Source organism: Bacillus sp. HMA207 (genome assembly GCF_003402455.1).
Taxonomy (GTDB): Bacteria; Bacillota; Bacilli; order Bacillales; family Bacillaceae_G; genus Bacillus_A; species Bacillus_A cereus.
The window spans coordinates 3,744,742-3,761,061 of record NZ_BEZT01000001.1 but is presented as its reverse complement, the minus strand read 5'-3'; the positions used below and the strand labels follow the sequence as shown (position 1 = coordinate 3,761,061).

Here is a 16,320-nt window from a genome sequence, read left to right as displayed (position 1 = left end):
ATATGTTGAAGGTTGCAATTGCAGAAGATGATTTCCGCGTCGCGCAAATTCAGGAAGAGTTTTTATCAAAAATAAAGGACGTAAAAGTGATTGGAAAAGCATTGAACGCCAAAGAAACGATAGAACTACTACAAAAGGAAGAAATCGATTTACTTCTATTAGATAATTACTTACCAGATGGAATTGGAACTGACTTATTACCACAAATTCATGCTGACTTTCCAAACGTTGACGTCATTATGGTAACGGCGGCGAATGAAAACCACATGTTAGAAAAAGCAATTCGAAACGGCGTAAGTAACTACCTTATAAAACCAGTCACGTTAGAAAAATTCGTTCGCACCATTGAAGACTATAAAAGAAAGAAGCAATTATTACATAGTAACAATGAAGTAAATCAAGCACTCATCGATAACTTCTTTGGGACTTCGCAAACACAAGACATAAAAAACTTACCGACAGGTGTGGATCCGTTAACACTGCAAAAAGTGAAAGGGATTATAAAAGGATTTGAAGAGGGCATTACAATAGAAGAAATGGGAGAACAAATGGGGGCCTCCAGAACAACCGCAAGAAGATATTTAGAATACTTAGTAGCGACCGGCGAATGCACAGTAGAGTACACATACGGCATTATCGGACGACCAGAACGAAAATACCGAATAGGAAGAGGACTATGAAAAAACGATTATTACTATGTATATGGATCATGACAGGAGTAATAGTAATAGTAATAGCTGGTTGTTCCTCGGAAAAATCCCATACGAATAAAGTGAACATCGACAAATTAGAAATCGTTGCGCCAAACGTTCAAGGAGCAGGATGGGACTTAACAGCACGAGCAATGCAAAAAACACTAACAGAAGAAAAAATCTTCACAAAACCAATCACAGTCACAAACAAAGTAGGTGGCAGCGGTGATGTCGGATGGAAATATACGAAACAAAAAGGCGGTCACGTACTGGCGATTAACTCAAGCTTACTCATAACGAACAACCTACTAGGCCACAGTAAACTAACATATAAAGACTTCACACCGCTCGCAACACTTGCATCAGATTGGGAAGTTGTTGTCGTATCAAAAGACTCAAACATAGAAAACGCAAAACAACTCATGGAACAACTAAAACAAAACAAGAAAAACTTCAAAATCGGCGTTGCCCCAGGCCTAGGAAACGACGATCACCTATCCTTCGTACAAGTAAGCAAAGCATTCGGCATAAACCCAGCCGAACTACAATTCTTCGTCTACGAAAACAAAGAAAAAATCATAAACGCCCTAACGAACAAACAAATAGACGCCGCAACCATGACCCTATCAGAAGCCGAAAAACAATACAAAGCCGGCAAAATAAAAATACTAGCCGTATCCGCACCAAAACGCCTAGACCGACTACCAGAAATCCCAACATGGAAAGAACAAGGAATCAACGTCATCTTCCAGCACTGGAAAGGAATTATGGGCCCGAAAGATATGACGGAGGAAGAGGTTGCTTATTGGGATAGTGTTATTAAGAGGATGGTGGAGAGTGATAGTTGGAAGGGAATTTTGAGGGAGCGGGGTTGGGAGAGTTTTTATAAGGGGAGTGGGGAGAGTAGAGTGTTTCTTGAGCAGAGTAGTGAGGAGTATAAGGAGCTAGTGGGGAATAATAGGAATTATTGAATTTTATGGTGTGTTGAGAACAATGTTTAGAATGAAAATTAAGGATTGGTTTGTTAAAGGTCGGATACTTATTGAACTGAGAAAGAAAAGAGGGAATAAAGAAGATTTTATCAATCAAAAGGTATATAAAAGAAGATCTGTAAATCGTCTTTTTTATGGGAATACAAATATATATCTTATTCGTCTGCTAATATTTACAATTTTGTAAAGAAATTAACAATATGGGGTAGTCGGTTTTTACATAATTATGTAGAATATTACATAGATAAAAATGCGAATTTTGTTTTTGGTGAAGGGAGAAAAGTATGGCTACCACTAATGTACTAAATGCACTAATGAATTTAGGAACATATTTAAAAAATGATATTAAAGAAATTTATTCAGGTTCTAATCGCATGAATAGTCAGGGAGCTGCATTAGAGTTTTATATCAAAGACTCATATTGTAATTCTTTTAATGTTGAAGGAATTGAAGTGAAAAAAGCAATACATGAACAATATTTTTCATATTTAGGTAACGATTCAAATCCACCGGACTTCGTTGTTAAAAATGGTGAAGGAGTGGAAGTGAAGAAATTGGAATCACTCACTGGACAACTTCAATTAAATAGTTCATATCCTAAGAATAAGTTGAGACAGGATGATTCACGTATTTCTAATGATTGCCGCGCTTGTGATGGTGGAGAATGGACTGAGAAGGATATGATTTATTCAATTGGTTTTATTCCGAAGAGTAGCAGTAAAATCAAATTATTATGGTTCATTGATGGCGAAACATATGCTGCAGACGATATAGTTTATAAAGAATTATTTGGACGTTTAGCTAACTTCATTGAAACTGAATTTAAAGGTTTGACATCAAAAACGAATGAATTGGCACGTTTTAATAAAATAGATAGTAGGGGATTAACGGATTTACGTGTTCGTTCCATGTGGTTACTGCAAAATCCAATTAAAGCATTTAGTGAAGTGATTCGTTTCGATAAAGCTAATGATTTTTCTATAATCTCCATTATTAAAAAAGATAAGTATGATGCATATGTAAATAAGGAAGAGTTTGAACAATTTGTTCGAAACAATCCTTATGTAGAAGTGGAAAATGTTAATATTGCACACCCTACTGAGATTGATGTACAACAACAAATTGTAGTTATACATATGCTGTATAAATCTTTAGAAGAAGCACGTAAAGGTAAAGGGGAATTATCGTTATTTTGAAAATTTTTTGAAATCTCAACTTGTTAAGACCACCTATATTGGGTGGTCTTTCTTATTGATAAATTGTTTCGAAAAACGTAAACTAATTGATAGAGATGTCGAAGGGAGCGTATTAAATGGTAAAGATAGATGAACGAGGTCGAGGGAAATTTAAACCAGCTCCTGATTATAGCCAGGAAGAGGTTCGGGAAACTTTATTACAAAAAATTGAAGAAGAACGAAAAAATAAAGTCGATACACATAGTGACTTTGCTGGAGATGATTTGAGCTACGATGAGAATAAATATAATGTCACAAGTTTATTTTGTGGAGCTGGCGGCTTAGATCTAGGTGTCGAGTTGGCCGGATTAGAAGCAGTTGTAGGGACGGAACGAGCAATGCAAGCTTTTCAAAACAAGGAAATGTATAATGCTATTCGTCATGAAAGCATCTTCCATAAAACATATTCCAATGACTTTTTTAAAGAGGCATTGCAAACGTATAGGGAAAATTTCCCTCAAAGTGTGTATTTGCATAATAAAGATATACGGAAAATCCATACATTCCCAAATGCGGATCTTGTATTGGGAGGATTTCCATGTCCAGGTTTCAGTGAGGCTGGTCCACGATTAGTTGATGATGAACGAAACTTTTTATATCTACACTTTATTAGATGTCTAATACAAACTCAACCTAAATTCTTCGTTGCGGAAAATGTCAAAGGTATGTTGACGTTAGGTAAAGGGGAAGTGTTTAGACAGATAGTTCAGGATTTTGAGGCTGCTGGTTACCGTGTATACACAAAACTAGTGAATTCTCGTGATTATGGTGTTCCTCAATTGAGAGAACGAGTATTTTTAGTAGGTGTTAGAAATGATATAGATTTTGTATATGAATTTCCTGAACCAACTCATGGTGAAGGCGAGGGATTACTACCGTATGTTACTTTAAGAGATGCAATTGGTGATTTAGAAAATGAACCAGGACCTTATTTTACAGGTTCTTATTCAACGATATTTATGAGTCGTAATCGTAAAAAGAATTGGGAACAACAGAGTTTTACAATTCAAGCAAGTGGTCGCCAAGCACCAATTCATCCAGGTGGATTGCCAATGGAAAATATAGATAAAAATAAATGGATTTTCCCAGATGGAGAAGAAAATAATCGTCGGTTATCTGTAAAAGAAATTGCACGAATTCAAACGTTCCCGGATTGGTATAAGTTTAGTGATGGTGATAATCAAAAAATGAGTGTCAATGGTCGGTTAGACAAGATTTATAAGCAAATTGGGAATGCTGTTCCTGTCTTACTAGCTCGTGCGGTTGTTAAACCAATTGCTGAATATGCGGTGAGTCAACCAATAAATCGGGACGATCAATTGGTCCTTAATATATAATTGCATATGGGTGCTTATTTGTTCATTTATAAAAAGGTGATGTGAATTGCATTGCATTGCAAAAGGAGTATGACTATTATCATACTCCTTTTATTAAGAATTTTTTATTCGTATGTTTTACAGGTATTTATTAGGTTTTCAGCCCATTCAACAACATGTTTATTGTCACTTATATAAAGTTCTTGGTTTGTACGTCCTTTGAAATTAACTTCAATATTCTTATTTGGTAAATGTGTAAACATAGTATATGCTTGAAATTTCTCTTCTTCTCCCTTGAATATAGGAGGGAGTTCCCATACTGAGCGTTTATGCTGACCTTTTTTTGTTAAAATTAATTGTTCGTTGTTATAGAAACACCCCCATCCCTTTTTATTTATATTAAATGTAGCATGTTCAGTAGCTATATATAATCCATTTTCTTTTTTTTCATAAATATGTTTTTCATTTATATGTGGATGATATAAAGCCCATTTAGGAATAGGGTCTTCAGAATGTAAATCAAGCATTTCATCAACTTCTAAATAACCAAAAATAGCATGGATATCTGGAGCATTTTTTGCATAGGAATATACGCCATTCTCATTTTTAACTTGCCGAAACCATCCGAAGAATAAAAAAATATCTCCATGATTAATTTCTCTTTTTAATAAGGAAATTTGTGCTTTATCACTTTGTCCGAATAATCCTCTCCACTTATCAGGACGGTCTATTAATACAGATTTTCGTAAATCAGGATCTAAATGGGCTTCGGAAAAGAAATTAATATTCAAATCCCGCATTACTTTTAAATAATTAGTTTGCTTATCAAAAAATAAATTTTTGTAAAAAATATTTGACTCTACTCGGGGAATGGGTAGTGAAACTAGTTTGCCATTTATAATTGGGCTAGGATTACCACCAGTGCTATCATCGAATCCTTTTCGACTTAAGATTATTTTTTTCTTGCGCATATTTTTCTCCTTTTTAACTTTATATTAGCATTTTTTAGTGAAAGATTTATAATTGTTAAATATAATATATAGTTATAATGGATTAAAGGGGTAATAATTAATAAGGAGGGATCTTCTATGGTTTATCGAGCTTATTTTGATATTCCTAATGCTCTTAATGGAAATTACTCATCGGGAAGTTCTATAAAATTGCTTAATGATTTAGTAAGAGAACTACAAGGGGCAATTGAAATAAAAGTGTCTTTATTTTTATATAATAACCCACATTTACATAGCTTTTTTGAGGGAATAAGTGATCAAGGGACACGCATAACTATATATTCTTTACCACTAGCAGGATATAGTATGCAACCAGTAACTGTTTACTATAGGAACTCTCAAAGAAATATCTCTTCGTCTAAACATGAGTATGCTAAAAAAACTTATGATAGGGTAAAAATGAAAAAAAATATGAATATGAAAGTTTTTCCGCATACTTATCTATGGTCCAAGCAAAAATATTCTAGAGGAAATGATTTATATAGTTTACACAATAAATCAATTATGGCCATTTTTCCTGAGGACAAGGTAAAATGTATCTCCTCATCATGTAACTTTGCTTTTGCGGACCCAAAACATAGTGAGAATTTTATTGTTGTAGAAGATTGTCCTAATACAATAGCAATGTTTAATACATATTTTACATTATTAGATCAAAATGCATTGCCAATAGAAAACTATGAAACATATTCAAAAAGTAATTATGACTGTCAATATATTATTCAGCCAATTAATGTACAGGATAGTTTTTTATGCTGCTATTTTACTGCGCCTTTTATAAAATACAATGGTATTGGAAGTAACAATTATGTTCAACAAAAAATTATTGAACTTCTCCATACAGCTAAGAATAGGATTTATGTATGCGCACAGCACATTAATGATATTGATTCCTATGGAACTAATAAACAAAGTATAGTAGCTAAAATAGTTCAGATGGGAAGTTTAAATGAAAATTTAGACATAAAGGTTTTGAAACAAACCAGTGCTAGCCATCAAAAACAAGGAAGTCGTACTGAAAAAACAGAAATTGAATTCGGTAAAGTTAAGAATATTCAGCAGAAGCGTTGGCATCCCGTTGTACATGATAAATTTATTATAGTAGACGATACGGTATTAGTAACCACGGCAAATTTTACTCCGACACAATTCGCTTGGCAAGAGGGCAGGTTGATGGAATACTTGATTAATAATCAAAGTACTCCTATTAGAAATACTTTTTCTGAAGTTAATAGCTTTCACTTTATACGAGATGAAGAAGTAACTAACAACTATAATGAACATTTTAATCAACTTTGGTCTCGAGCTACTGAAGTTTAAGAGGTATGTAGGATAGGAGAGAATTGTATTACTTCTTTGTGAAAAAATAGATAAAGGTGCAGAAGACGGATTGAAATGTTGGATTATTGAATTTAAATTTGTTTATTCTTAATGGGAAAAACAAAATGAATTATAATAAAATGTAATCAAATATTTATAATTATGCAGAAGAGAATTTTCAAATAACAAAACGGTGGTTCCGACTAATCTTGAAATCACCGTTTTGTTATGTTTAAGAGTGTTTTTAAAATTTATTTCTCTGCAAAAAGAGGAGTTACGATATATTCCTTAAGGTGAGAGGTAATAGGTGGTTATAAATACTAGGAATGTTGTTTGTGGTATAGTATTTAACGTTTGTTTATTAGTATATTGCACTATCTTAACAGATACATGATGCTGAAAACAGTAGTGTTATATTTGAGAGATGAAGAAGAAATACTTAAGAAATTAAAATTTAAAATGGGTTACGTAGTAAATAGATAGTATTGAATTTATTAGTAAAAAGCTGTGCTTTTGAAAGAAATTACACGAAATATTTTTAAAATCCTTTTTAATATATTTTTATTTAGATGTAAAATAAAAAGAACGCTATTTCTAGCGTCCTATTTTAAACGGAATTGTGCCTTAGCCATTACTTTACCATTTTGGAATGTTACGTTAGCGTTAGAACCATTTCCACGTTGACCTACCTACGTATAAAGGCTTATCTTATATTCCTCAGCAGTGACTTCAGAACCAAGTTCACCATCGCCACCGCCACCGATAATTGCAACTACATCATCATAAGACATTCCGTTCTGAATTTGTTCAAACTCAGCTTTGCTAATGCCTTCTTTTACCCCCATCAGCAACAAAGATATTTTTCTTTTTCTCTCCATTCTCGGAAAACTTTTTAAAATGCGAGAGGGAGAAGAGAGTTATTTTTTATACATAAAAAGGAGGCAAATAACCTTATGGTGGTTGGCTTTTCTATTTCATTAAACTAAGCTTAGTCCAAAAATAATAGGAGGTAGTTCTGCTGTTTTAGACAGTAGAACTACCTCTTTTTTGTATTACGGCCAGAATGAAAGATGGGTATATTTTCTTCTGGCCGTGGATAAGATAAATTTTGGAAGGAGGTCAATCATGACAAATTATTTAATCTTCAATCCATTGATTCGTATGGGGATTAAGCACATGAAACGTAAATCGCTTTTAGAGGGTGACATTGTCAAGGAATCAGACAAGATAGTAGATAGGATAGCAGGCTTTATGGAAGAAAGTGTAGATGAACTTTTAAGGAATAACCCTGGGCTTATAACACATATAAAGAATTGTATTCAAGAACAAATCAATACAACACAAGGAATCGGCGATACGATGGTTTGTAATGAGTGGAATAAAATGGATTTAAAGAGATTTGAAGGAAGATGGAAGCGGTTTGAATCTTTGAAAAATGTTTTGAGTAGCGAGGGCTTGCCTGAAAAGGTTTTGGAGACCTTAAATACTGATACAAACAATGTTCTAAAATACCTACCAGAGATATGGAAAGAAAAAGTTTTTCATGTATTTGGCATGGTCGTGGGACTGGTACAAAGCGGAAAAACGAATCACATGATGGCACTGGCAAATAAATTATTTGACCTGAACACCGATTTTATTGTGATTTTATCCGGTGCTAATAATACTTTGCGCAATCAAACACAGGACCGAGGAGAGAGACATGTAACCGGCTACAACTCAAGTACAAAGCAATTTAATTCATTGTACGAGTACTTGAAAAATAATCAAATGGATGCAGTCATTAGTGGTACTGCTCAAGATTTAATTGATTTTTCGAAAGGAAAACCGATTGTTGTTCAAAGTGGTGATTTGTCTACACAGTGGACTCACGTGACTCGATATGAACCTGGGAGGAAGTATCTTTTTATCATTAAAAAGCTTCCAAACGTTCTTGAAACCCTTACAAATTGGTTTAAAGACCAGGAATTTTTCCATAAACCTTCAGGGAAATGCCGTAAAGTGACACTGGTAATTTTGGACGATGAGTGTGATTATTACAGTGTTAATACAAAAGATAATGGAGAAACAACATCAACTAACCAGTGTATAAGAGAGCTGCTGGATACATTTGATCGGAGCATCTATATTGGGTATACTGCAACGCCTTTCGCAAATATTTTTATTTCAAACGATCCACCTGATCGGCGTATTGTCGACTTTGATTTATTTCCAAAGCATTTCATCCAATGTATTAGTACACCTACGAATTATATAGGGTTTCACCATTTTTTTGGTACACCTAAATCAAAAGTAGGCTTATTACCTTTCATTGAAGAAATTGAAGAATACGACGATGATGAAATAGAGTATTTTGATTCGAAAGGTAAAATGTTGTCTATGCCTCAAAGTCTAAAACGTGCCCTACACCAATATTTACTTAACGGTGGTATATGTAAACTTCGCGGGTATGGGAAAATGCATCATACGATGTTAGTACATACCAATATCCGAAAAACGCCACATAAAAGCGTCGTGAAATTTTTGAATGAATATATTGAAGACCTGATTAAAAGCGTAAAAGATGGAACTGCTTTAGAATTTTGGGGTCAAATAAAGGACATTTATCAAAATTCAATGGAAAAGAATCAAAAGATAAATGATTATCAGGGTAAACATGGTTTGCAAAATTACGATTTGAACTTTTCATTCGATGAAGTTAAGGATGCAGTGAGGGAGTATCTAACCAGTCGGCGTTCTAAGATTGTAATGGTAAATTCAGATAGTGATGATGTTTTGAATTATGATGCATATCCGGAGGGTCTTCATGCCATCGCAGTAGGAGGTACCATTTTATCAAGAGGCTATACCTTAAAAGGGTTATCTGTTAGTTATTTTACAAGGCAAAGTTCGCAGGCGGATTTAATGCTTCAATGCTGCCGATGGTTCGGATACCATGAATTATATAAGGACCTTATTAGATTATTCACTACCAAGACAGTCCTAAATGTCATGTGTTATGCAAGTGGTATTACGACACAATTGTTCGAGCAATTTCAGGAAATGTGCAATAGGGGGCAAACACCTCTGGAATTTGGATTTGCAATCGAAGAAAAACGAGGTATGTTACCTACTGCTCGAAATAAAATGGTTCATAGTACATCTACTCGTAGAAAACTCCATTATCGCTTTGATTACGATGATGCTATTTTTCCAATTGATAATAGTAACTTAGAAGCTCGTATTGAAAGAATAAATATTCTCATTCAAAAACTCGGTGAGCCGGAAAAACATAAGGGTGTTTTTTTATATCCAAAAGTTGATGTAGAAACTTTTTCAGATTGGATTCAACACTGGCCTAACATTGGCAATAATCGTAGTTTACCGGGGGAACAGCTTGCTATACGATTAAAGGCTCTACGCACCGGGGGACAGCTAAGTAGTATAGATGTGGGAATAGTAACCATGAAAAGAAGTGGGAAAAACGGATGCTATTCTTTTGCAAAGAATATAGCAGTGTTACCAGCAGAACGAAATAAGCTAGTATATAACCCTGAAACTGGAATATTCGAGTTGACACAGGGACGGGCAGTATCCGTCCGACATTATCAATATGGATTAACGGATGAAGAAGTTCGGATGACAGAAGAACTCAGTGGAACCACTTTCCAAGATAGAGCCACCCCAGAATCAAAAGTGGTGAGCAGGGTAAGGTGGGAAAGCCCATCTGGTCCAAGGGCTCTCTTCCTTATCTACGTGTTTGACGTTGACAGTATTAATGAGGGTCTTGAAAAAGAATATGGAATTGTAAATGGAATTCGTATACCTGCAATTGGTTACCATTTACTGTTGCCAAGACCTAAAAATAGTGCACAATTACGTGTTAACGAAGTTTATCAAGAAACATATCGACAACTTTTTAATGCCTTTTTAAATGAGCATACAAGAAAGGATGCCTTGTATGAAGATGGAACTGAATCATCTGCTGGATGAAGTAAAGGGGAATGGACTTTGTATATCTTACCGCAAGATTTCCGATATTCCGGTTCATGTTTTAATTGGTGATGGAGTCACACATGTGTTTATCCGGTTTACATTTGAGAAGGAATATGTATTTCCGGTGTTGTTCTGTAAGGGAATTACTTCAAAAACGGATCTCAATACGTTTACACTAATCTCTTCCTTTAAGGATAGCGATTTGCTGCTAAGTCTAGTAGCAGATCTTTTACAGCCTAATCAACAAGCATTATTCGAAAACTACCAAGAAGAGAAATATGTTGCGTGGCTTCGTCATCAGTTGTTACGTTGGGTATCCTATTACAGAAGCACGTCTGATAAGGTAATGGGAAAAGAAAAGCAGTTGGGTCTCCTTGGCGAATTAAAAATACTAATTAGTTATTTGAAAGACGGTAAACCATTTTCATGTTGGAGAGGACCTTTTGGGGATCATCATGATTTTCAATGTGTAGACCATCACTTGGAAGTGAAATCTCGTTTAGCAACATCAAAGGAGCTCATAAAAATAAATGGATCAGAACAGCTCCATCATGATGAAGAACTGTTCTTAACTGTTCTACATTTTATCGAACATAATCATGGAGAATCGATCTATGACTTGATTGATCAAATTATTCCATTGCTATCTGTGGAAGATTTAGAGGAATTTTATGATTTACTCTCGTATATAGGGGAATTGCCATCAGAAGAAAAAACGTATCGTTTTATCCACCTATTGAAAGAAGTCTACTTGGTACAGGAAGGATTTCCCCGTCAGCCAGTTATAGAAGGGACAACGGAGGTTACCTATAAAATCTCTTTAGATAAAATAAAAAAATTTTTAATCCAACGTAGTGAGCTGGGGACAAATCTCAATTATCACTAAATATGCACAAGTTGAGCACAGGACATGCCTCCATGCAGATATCTCAGAATTCTTATCAGAGAATCAGATTAATTTGAATCGACTACGGTTCATTAAATTAATTGTGGATTATGTAAAGATGTTCGATTCTCTGTTCTAATTTTTTTACGAGAAACTTTTCGAGACTGGAGTAGGGAATAGGCAATTTTTAAGCATAGGAAAAGGTGAAAATGAGGTGGAATTAATAATTGATTGGAAAAGTGAAAGCTTTGGTGGATATTCAAGTGGCAAAGGAATTAATATGATTGTAAATTTGCTAACTGAAAATATTACAAATCGGATTTAGAATTAATTGTTATTCTTGGATAACAAATGAATGGAATGTTGATTAATTAATCCCCTTTATACTACATGTTGTACTTGGTATAAAGGGGTTATTTATTTACTAGTATAAAGAGGTTGATCGTAGTGTAAGAACCAAAAGGAAAAGTAAAGTTATATTTGAATAATCTAAGGGGATATGTAAAGGGGTTTATAGTAGCAAGAACAATAAAAGAAGTGGCTTCTTATTTGAAGAATTATGATATAAATATTCTGTGGCTCCACCATGATTTAGGTGAAAAAAAGGATGGAAAGTTATTACATACTGGATATGATCTGGTAAAATATATGTGATGTATGGATTAAGACCTAATGAAATAAACTTACATACATATAAGAAAGTTAACGTAATAATGGGGAGTGCAAAAAGAACGTTCATGAGAAGAAGAGCCGGAAGTAAAGGAGAGTAAATATGCCTATCTATAACAAATTAGTAAGAGATAATATTTTAGAAATCATTAAAGCCGAGGGTTTAAGCTACAGTTCAAGAATACTCACACCTGATGAGTTACTAATGGAAATAAAAACAAAAATGATTGAGGAAGCACATGAGTTTAAGGAAGCTGTTGAAAAAAAGGAAGCTGTTGAAGAACTTGCAGATATTTTAGAATTAATTCATGCTTCATTGGGAGCTTATGGAGTAAAGTTTGAAGAGCTGGAAGCGATTCGTAAGGAGAAAAAAGAAAAACGAGGTGGTTTTGAGAAAGCTATCTACCTTATTGATGTACAGGACTAATAATTATTAAGGGGCATTGCATGAATAATTTCCTTGAGAATGACCAAACATTAGAATCTAAATTTCGATCGGTTTACTTGTTTGGAAGAAATGTAGCTACATATAAGTTTGCTTTTGCAAAGACACTATTAGAGCTAGGGAAAAGTGATAAGAGTTTTGTAAGCCTTGAGGAGTTGTCACCGATATTTGCTAAGTATATGTTAGAGCATATAGGGAATGGCAAAAGGCAAATTACTAGTGCCTCATCCAAGTTTATTAATGCGTTAGAATTGTACAATGAACAGAAAATTACATGGGAACAGTTGTTGCAAGTTACTGAAAAAGTAGGCTTCAATAATGTAATAGATGCTTTTCATAACATTCCTAATGGGGAACTTAATACAGTATTCTATGAAAAATCTGTTCAGGGAAAAACGTTAGGTATCACATTAACTGATAGTATCTATATCTTGAATGGAAGTGAACAACGAGCGAATTTGTTCAATGAGATTGAAGGTAGATGGAACTTAGTAGAAAGCGCTTGGACGGAAAGAAATCCAAAGTTAGAAGTTAGATTTGATGGGGAGCTTGAGCAATTCTTCTTTTTGAAGTCTATTACACCAGAGAGATATTTGCACTCTCATGAACGTGTAAATTTAACGTCTGTAAGAAAACCGCTAAATGGATATCAAAAAGGAAAATGTTTTTATTGTTATAAAAGTATTTCTATTGGGAGTGGTCAACCAAATACCTGTGATGTAGATCATTTTATACCGCTCTCTATTCAATATTTATCAACGGTGGATATGGATTTAAATGGTGTATGGAATCTTGTATTAACTTGTCAAGAATGTAATAGGGGAGAACACAATGGTAAATTTGCTAGAGTACCACATGAATCTTTGCTAGAACGCTTATACAAGCGTAATGAGTATCTAATTGAAAGTAATCATCCGCTTAAAGAAACAATCATAATGAAGACAGGAAAGGATAGGAAATTAAGAGCAGAATTTTTAAAAACAACTTTTAAGTATGCATCTTCTATTAAAAGTTCTGGTTGGACTCCTAAACAATATTATGATATTGGATTTTAAGGTAGATAAATATATTAACTTATAAGCCTTAAAAAAGTCTTTTAGTACTAAAATGGTAAAGTAGAGATTTCTCGTATTATAGCTTCATATTTAGTGAACCAGTATATAGTAGGGGGAAGCACACTTTATTAGCTTTTCAACTTTGAAGCAGTTAATGAAATATCGATTTTATTAAGATTAAAGACACTTTATAGCTGAAGAATGGAGAAATAAAAATGTGTATTATAGAGAGGGAGTATAGAGAATGAAGTTTAAATTTAAAATTGGTCAAGAATACAGCAGAAAAGATGTAAAAGCATATATTCATCATCCTGAGCCAGATAGTGTTGGAGGTATATGGGGAACAGGATATGCTCCTTTTGAAGATTCCTACTTTATATTTGCAAATTTAGGTACTGCAGGCAGAACGGGTCACGATTATCCTAATCTCCTGGTTAATGGAAGTTTATATTGGTTTAGTAAGAGAACTGATTCACTTTATACACCAACTCTAAAGCAAATGATGAGTGGTAAAACTGAGGTTTATATTTTTACTAGAGAAAATAGTAGTAATGTCAATTTCGTTTTTCAAGGGCTTGGTTATGTAAGAGACTATGAGGATTCTAAACCTGCTCATGTAGTGTGGGGACTTGTAGAAGATTTATCAAATGTTCCAGAAAAATTCAAAGGAGAAAAACGTAAAAAATTTATAGAAGGAGCTAGAATAGAATCGACAGTAACTAGATATGAACGAAATTCAGCTGCTAGAAAAGAATGTCTAGACTATTATGGTTATAGTTGTACAGTTTGTAGCGTTAACTTTGAAAAAGTTTATGGAGATATAGGGAAAAGCTATATTCATGTTCACCATGAAGTGGAGATTAGTACAATTGGACAAGAGTATGAAGTTGATCCGATAAACGATTTAAAACCAGTATGCCCTAACTGTCATGCAATGCTTCATAAACGTAAACCAGCTTATTCAATCGATGAATTAAGAGAAATTATTGGTTTTTCAGCTATTAAAAATATCTGGTGATAAATATGGATGTTTTTTTCGCTTGAGATTATTATTTACTTCTTTTTCACAGGGAAAGGCTTACATTTATAGATTGAGATTTTAATGAAATTGGAGGGACTTCAATGAAGTATTTATTGCTTGACACCAATATTTACATCGATATGATTGTTTCAAGGAACTCTTCACATAGTGCGGATTCCTATGAGCTACTGAAGATGTTGTTAGATCATGATAAGGTAAAAATCTTATTACCTGCAATTATTGAAACAGAGATTAAAAGGCATATTGCAAGTGAGATTCATAATGTTGGAAAACTAGTTCAAAAGGCTAGAAAATCAATAAATGAAATTTATTGGATTAATCATATTGAAGAAATCAAGAAATATAACGAAAAAATTAAACCGCTTAGCCAAACACTAGGAAATATGGTTGACGAATTTGGTAAAAATGAAGAGCGGTACATTAATGATGCATCTCATAAAATAACAGACTTAATGCGATATAAAAATGTAATACGAATTGAAGAAAATAGCAGTTTGCTGCTTAATGTACAGAAAAGAAAATTGTATAAATTATGCCCGTTTCACCTTGAAGATAAGGAATCCTGGGCAGACGCAATGATTATTGAGACACTAATTAATATCCGTGATTTTATAGAAATTCAAGACGAAGATCAAATTTATCTTGTTACCAGAAATCACACCGATTTTTCTAAAGGAAATAGTAAGGAAGAAAGAGATTCAATTCATCCTCATATAGAAGAACAACTAATAGAAAAAGACTTATTGCAGCTGTTTCACTATAGGTCGCTCTACACCAAAACTTTATTAGAGGACTTTTCTGAAGAAGCCAAGGAGGCTAATATCTATCAATCATTAATGGAAGAGGCTGAAGAAGAAAGAAGAGCAATGATTGAGGACTTACGTCAAGAGCTACATGATATGGAGAGAGAATCGGCAGGTTTAGCTTCATTATCCTCCGATCAAATTTATATTGAAAGAATTAGTGAAAGCGCTGAAATGGAGGAGTTTATCAGTATCACTGAATCATTACTATCTTCTCTTAGTGTTGATATTGAGGAGAGTCTTGAGGAGTATGACCAATTTGTTAAGGATATGAACGAAAAACCTGTAGCTGACTTAATTGTGAAAATACAGACTTACAATGTAAATTCACCCTTTTTGCAAATTAGTTATGAAAATAGCTTTACAGAAAAAGAAGTAAGAGACTCTGTTTTAGAATTTGTGAATGATTATTTGTGTCCAGTAGAATCCTTAGAATCCTCGCTGGATAGCATTAAATATAAGGATTACTTCGAAATTAGTGAGTTACTTACTTTTAATGATTTGGATGACAATACTGTTAAGCTTACGGTTGTAGGTCAACTTGATCCTAGGAATGATGATACAGATTCAATTTGGATACAACTTCATAAGAATGAAGATCGGCTTTCATATGGTGAAGTAAAAGTCTATTACGGATATATGAATTTTGATGAAGATGGTGGCGCTTCAGATGGAGCAACAGAGAAAATAGATTATCGTCTTGAAAAAGTGATTAATGACCTTGGGGAAATTGTTGAGGAGAACAGATGTTTAATCAATGAGATAAGTAATGACCTTATGAAAATACGAGCTATTCTCTCTATTTAGCTGTGTAACTAAAGTGGGAGTTAATCCAGTGAGGAATAACTCCTTTTTTGTTGACTTTATTGTGCTAAAGGTT

At 33.9% G+C, this 16,320-nt stretch carries 14 protein-coding genes; 12 read left to right on the top strand and 2 right to left on the bottom strand.

Going from position 1 to position 16,320, the window contains the following annotated elements:
* Positions 1-2: 2 nt before the first annotated feature.
* The 4 genes from HMAS_RS19460 (at position 3) to HMAS_RS19440 (ending at position 4,256) form a co-directional block, all read left to right on the top strand.
* Complete coding sequence (locus tag HMAS_RS19460) at positions 3-680, top strand: response regulator (RefSeq protein ID WP_025710338.1); 678 nt, start codon at positions 3-5, stop codon at positions 678-680.
* On the top strand, positions 677-1,663 hold the full coding sequence (locus tag HMAS_RS19455) for a tripartite tricarboxylate transporter substrate binding protein (protein WP_116344978.1): 987 nt from the start codon (positions 677-679) through the stop codon (positions 1,661-1,663). Before HMAS_RS19460 ends, HMAS_RS19455 begins: the two co-directional genes overlap by 4 nt.
* 305 nt (positions 1,664-1,968) lie before the next feature.
* Positions 1,969-2,880 carry an NgoPII family restriction endonuclease gene (locus HMAS_RS19445; RefSeq protein WP_116344976.1) on the top strand — a complete coding sequence of 304 codons (912 nt, stop codon included), beginning with the start codon at positions 1,969-1,971 and terminating at the stop codon, positions 2,878-2,880.
* A gap of 116 nt (positions 2,881-2,996) precedes the next feature.
* Positions 2,997-4,256: a DNA cytosine methyltransferase gene (locus HMAS_RS19440; RefSeq protein WP_116344975.1), complete on the top strand. Its 1,260-nt coding sequence runs from the start codon at positions 2,997-2,999 to the stop codon at positions 4,254-4,256.
* A 104-nt stretch (positions 4,257-4,360) separates the two neighbouring features.
* Here the strand turns inward: HMAS_RS19440 and HMAS_RS19435 are convergent, their stop codons facing one another.
* Complete coding sequence (locus HMAS_RS19435) at positions 4,361-5,206, bottom strand: hypothetical protein (protein WP_116344974.1); 846 nt, start codon at positions 5,204-5,206, stop codon at positions 4,361-4,363.
* Between the two features lie 117 nt (positions 5,207-5,323).
* Here HMAS_RS19435 and HMAS_RS19430 point away from each other — a divergent pair, with 117 nt between their 5' ends.
* Complete coding sequence (locus HMAS_RS19430; protein WP_116344973.1) at positions 5,324-6,565, top strand: hypothetical protein; 1,242 nt, start codon at positions 5,324-5,326, stop codon at positions 6,563-6,565.
* Positions 6,566-7,254: 689 nt separating this feature from the next.
* Here HMAS_RS19430 and HMAS_RS28135 read toward each other — a convergent pair.
* Entirely contained in the window at positions 7,255-7,419 is a 165-nt protein-coding gene (locus tag HMAS_RS28135) for a hypothetical protein (RefSeq protein ID WP_240325948.1), read from the bottom strand.
* A gap of 271 nt (positions 7,420-7,690) precedes the next feature.
* Here HMAS_RS28135 and HMAS_RS19420 point away from each other — a divergent pair, with 271 nt between their 5' ends.
* The 7 genes from HMAS_RS19420 to HMAS_RS19395 all read left to right on the top strand — a co-directional run bounded on the left by HMAS_RS19420 (position 7,691) and on the right by HMAS_RS19395 (position 16,247).
* On the top strand, positions 7,691-10,537 hold the full coding sequence (locus HMAS_RS19420; RefSeq protein WP_116344972.1) for a Z1 domain-containing protein: 2,847 nt from the start codon (positions 7,691-7,693) through the stop codon (positions 10,535-10,537).
* Entirely contained in the window at positions 10,506-11,426 is a 921-nt protein-coding gene (locus HMAS_RS19415) for a PD-(D/E)XK motif protein (protein WP_162871157.1), read from the top strand. The genes HMAS_RS19420 and HMAS_RS19415 overlap by 32 nt, the downstream gene beginning before the upstream one ends.
* A 480-nt stretch (positions 11,427-11,906) precedes the next feature.
* Positions 11,907-12,080, top strand: a complete 174-nt coding sequence (locus tag HMAS_RS28430) for a cyclic-phosphate processing receiver domain-containing protein (protein WP_414635042.1) — start codon at positions 11,907-11,909, stop codon at positions 12,078-12,080.
* A 118-nt stretch (positions 12,081-12,198) separates the two neighbouring features.
* Positions 12,199-12,522: a nucleoside triphosphate pyrophosphohydrolase gene (locus HMAS_RS19410; RefSeq protein ID WP_116344970.1), complete on the top strand. Its 324-nt coding sequence runs from the start codon at positions 12,199-12,201 to the stop codon at positions 12,520-12,522.
* A gap of 20 nt (positions 12,523-12,542) precedes the next feature.
* Complete coding sequence (locus tag HMAS_RS19405; RefSeq protein ID WP_116344969.1) at positions 12,543-13,595, top strand: HNH endonuclease domain-containing protein; 1,053 nt, start codon at positions 12,543-12,545, stop codon at positions 13,593-13,595.
* A gap of 244 nt (positions 13,596-13,839) precedes the next feature.
* Positions 13,840-14,613, top strand: coding sequence for an HNH endonuclease (locus HMAS_RS19400; protein WP_116344968.1), 774 nt, complete (start codon positions 13,840-13,842; stop codon positions 14,611-14,613).
* Positions 14,614-14,717: 104 nt separating this feature from the next.
* Complete coding sequence (locus tag HMAS_RS19395) at positions 14,718-16,247, top strand: PIN domain-containing protein (protein ID WP_116344967.1); 1,530 nt, start codon at positions 14,718-14,720, stop codon at positions 16,245-16,247.
* Positions 16,248-16,320: the final 73 nt, after the last annotated feature.

Coding starts and splice junctions, on each gene's coding strand:
- HMAS_RS19405 (WP_116344969.1), top strand. CDS start 12,543: ATGAATAATTTCCTTGAGAATGACCAAACATTAGAATCTAAATTTCGA.
- HMAS_RS19445 (WP_116344976.1), top strand. CDS start 1,969: ATGGCTACCACTAATGTACTAAATGCACTAATGAATTTAGGAACATAT.
- HMAS_RS19395 (WP_116344967.1), top strand. CDS start 14,718: ATGAAGTATTTATTGCTTGACACCAATATTTACATCGATATGATTGTT.
- HMAS_RS19430 (WP_116344973.1), top strand. CDS start 5,324: ATGGTTTATCGAGCTTATTTTGATATTCCTAATGCTCTTAATGGAAAT.
- HMAS_RS19415 (WP_162871157.1), top strand. CDS start 10,506: ATGAAGATGGAACTGAATCATCTGCTGGATGAAGTAAAGGGGAATGGA.
- HMAS_RS19410 (WP_116344970.1), top strand. CDS start 12,199: ATGCCTATCTATAACAAATTAGTAAGAGATAATATTTTAGAAATCATT.
- HMAS_RS19435 (WP_116344974.1), bottom strand. CDS start 5,206: ATGCGCAAGAAAAAAATAATCTTAAGTCGAAAAGGATTCGATGATAGC.
- HMAS_RS19455 (WP_116344978.1), top strand. CDS start 677: ATGAAAAAACGATTATTACTATGTATATGGATCATGACAGGAGTAATA.
- HMAS_RS19400 (WP_116344968.1), top strand. CDS start 13,840: ATGAAGTTTAAATTTAAAATTGGTCAAGAATACAGCAGAAAAGATGTA.
- HMAS_RS19420 (WP_116344972.1), top strand. CDS start 7,691: ATGACAAATTATTTAATCTTCAATCCATTGATTCGTATGGGGATTAAG.
- HMAS_RS19460 (WP_025710338.1), top strand. CDS start 3: ATGTTGAAGGTTGCAATTGCAGAAGATGATTTCCGCGTCGCGCAAATT.
- HMAS_RS19440 (WP_116344975.1), top strand. CDS start 2,997: ATGGTAAAGATAGATGAACGAGGTCGAGGGAAATTTAAACCAGCTCCT.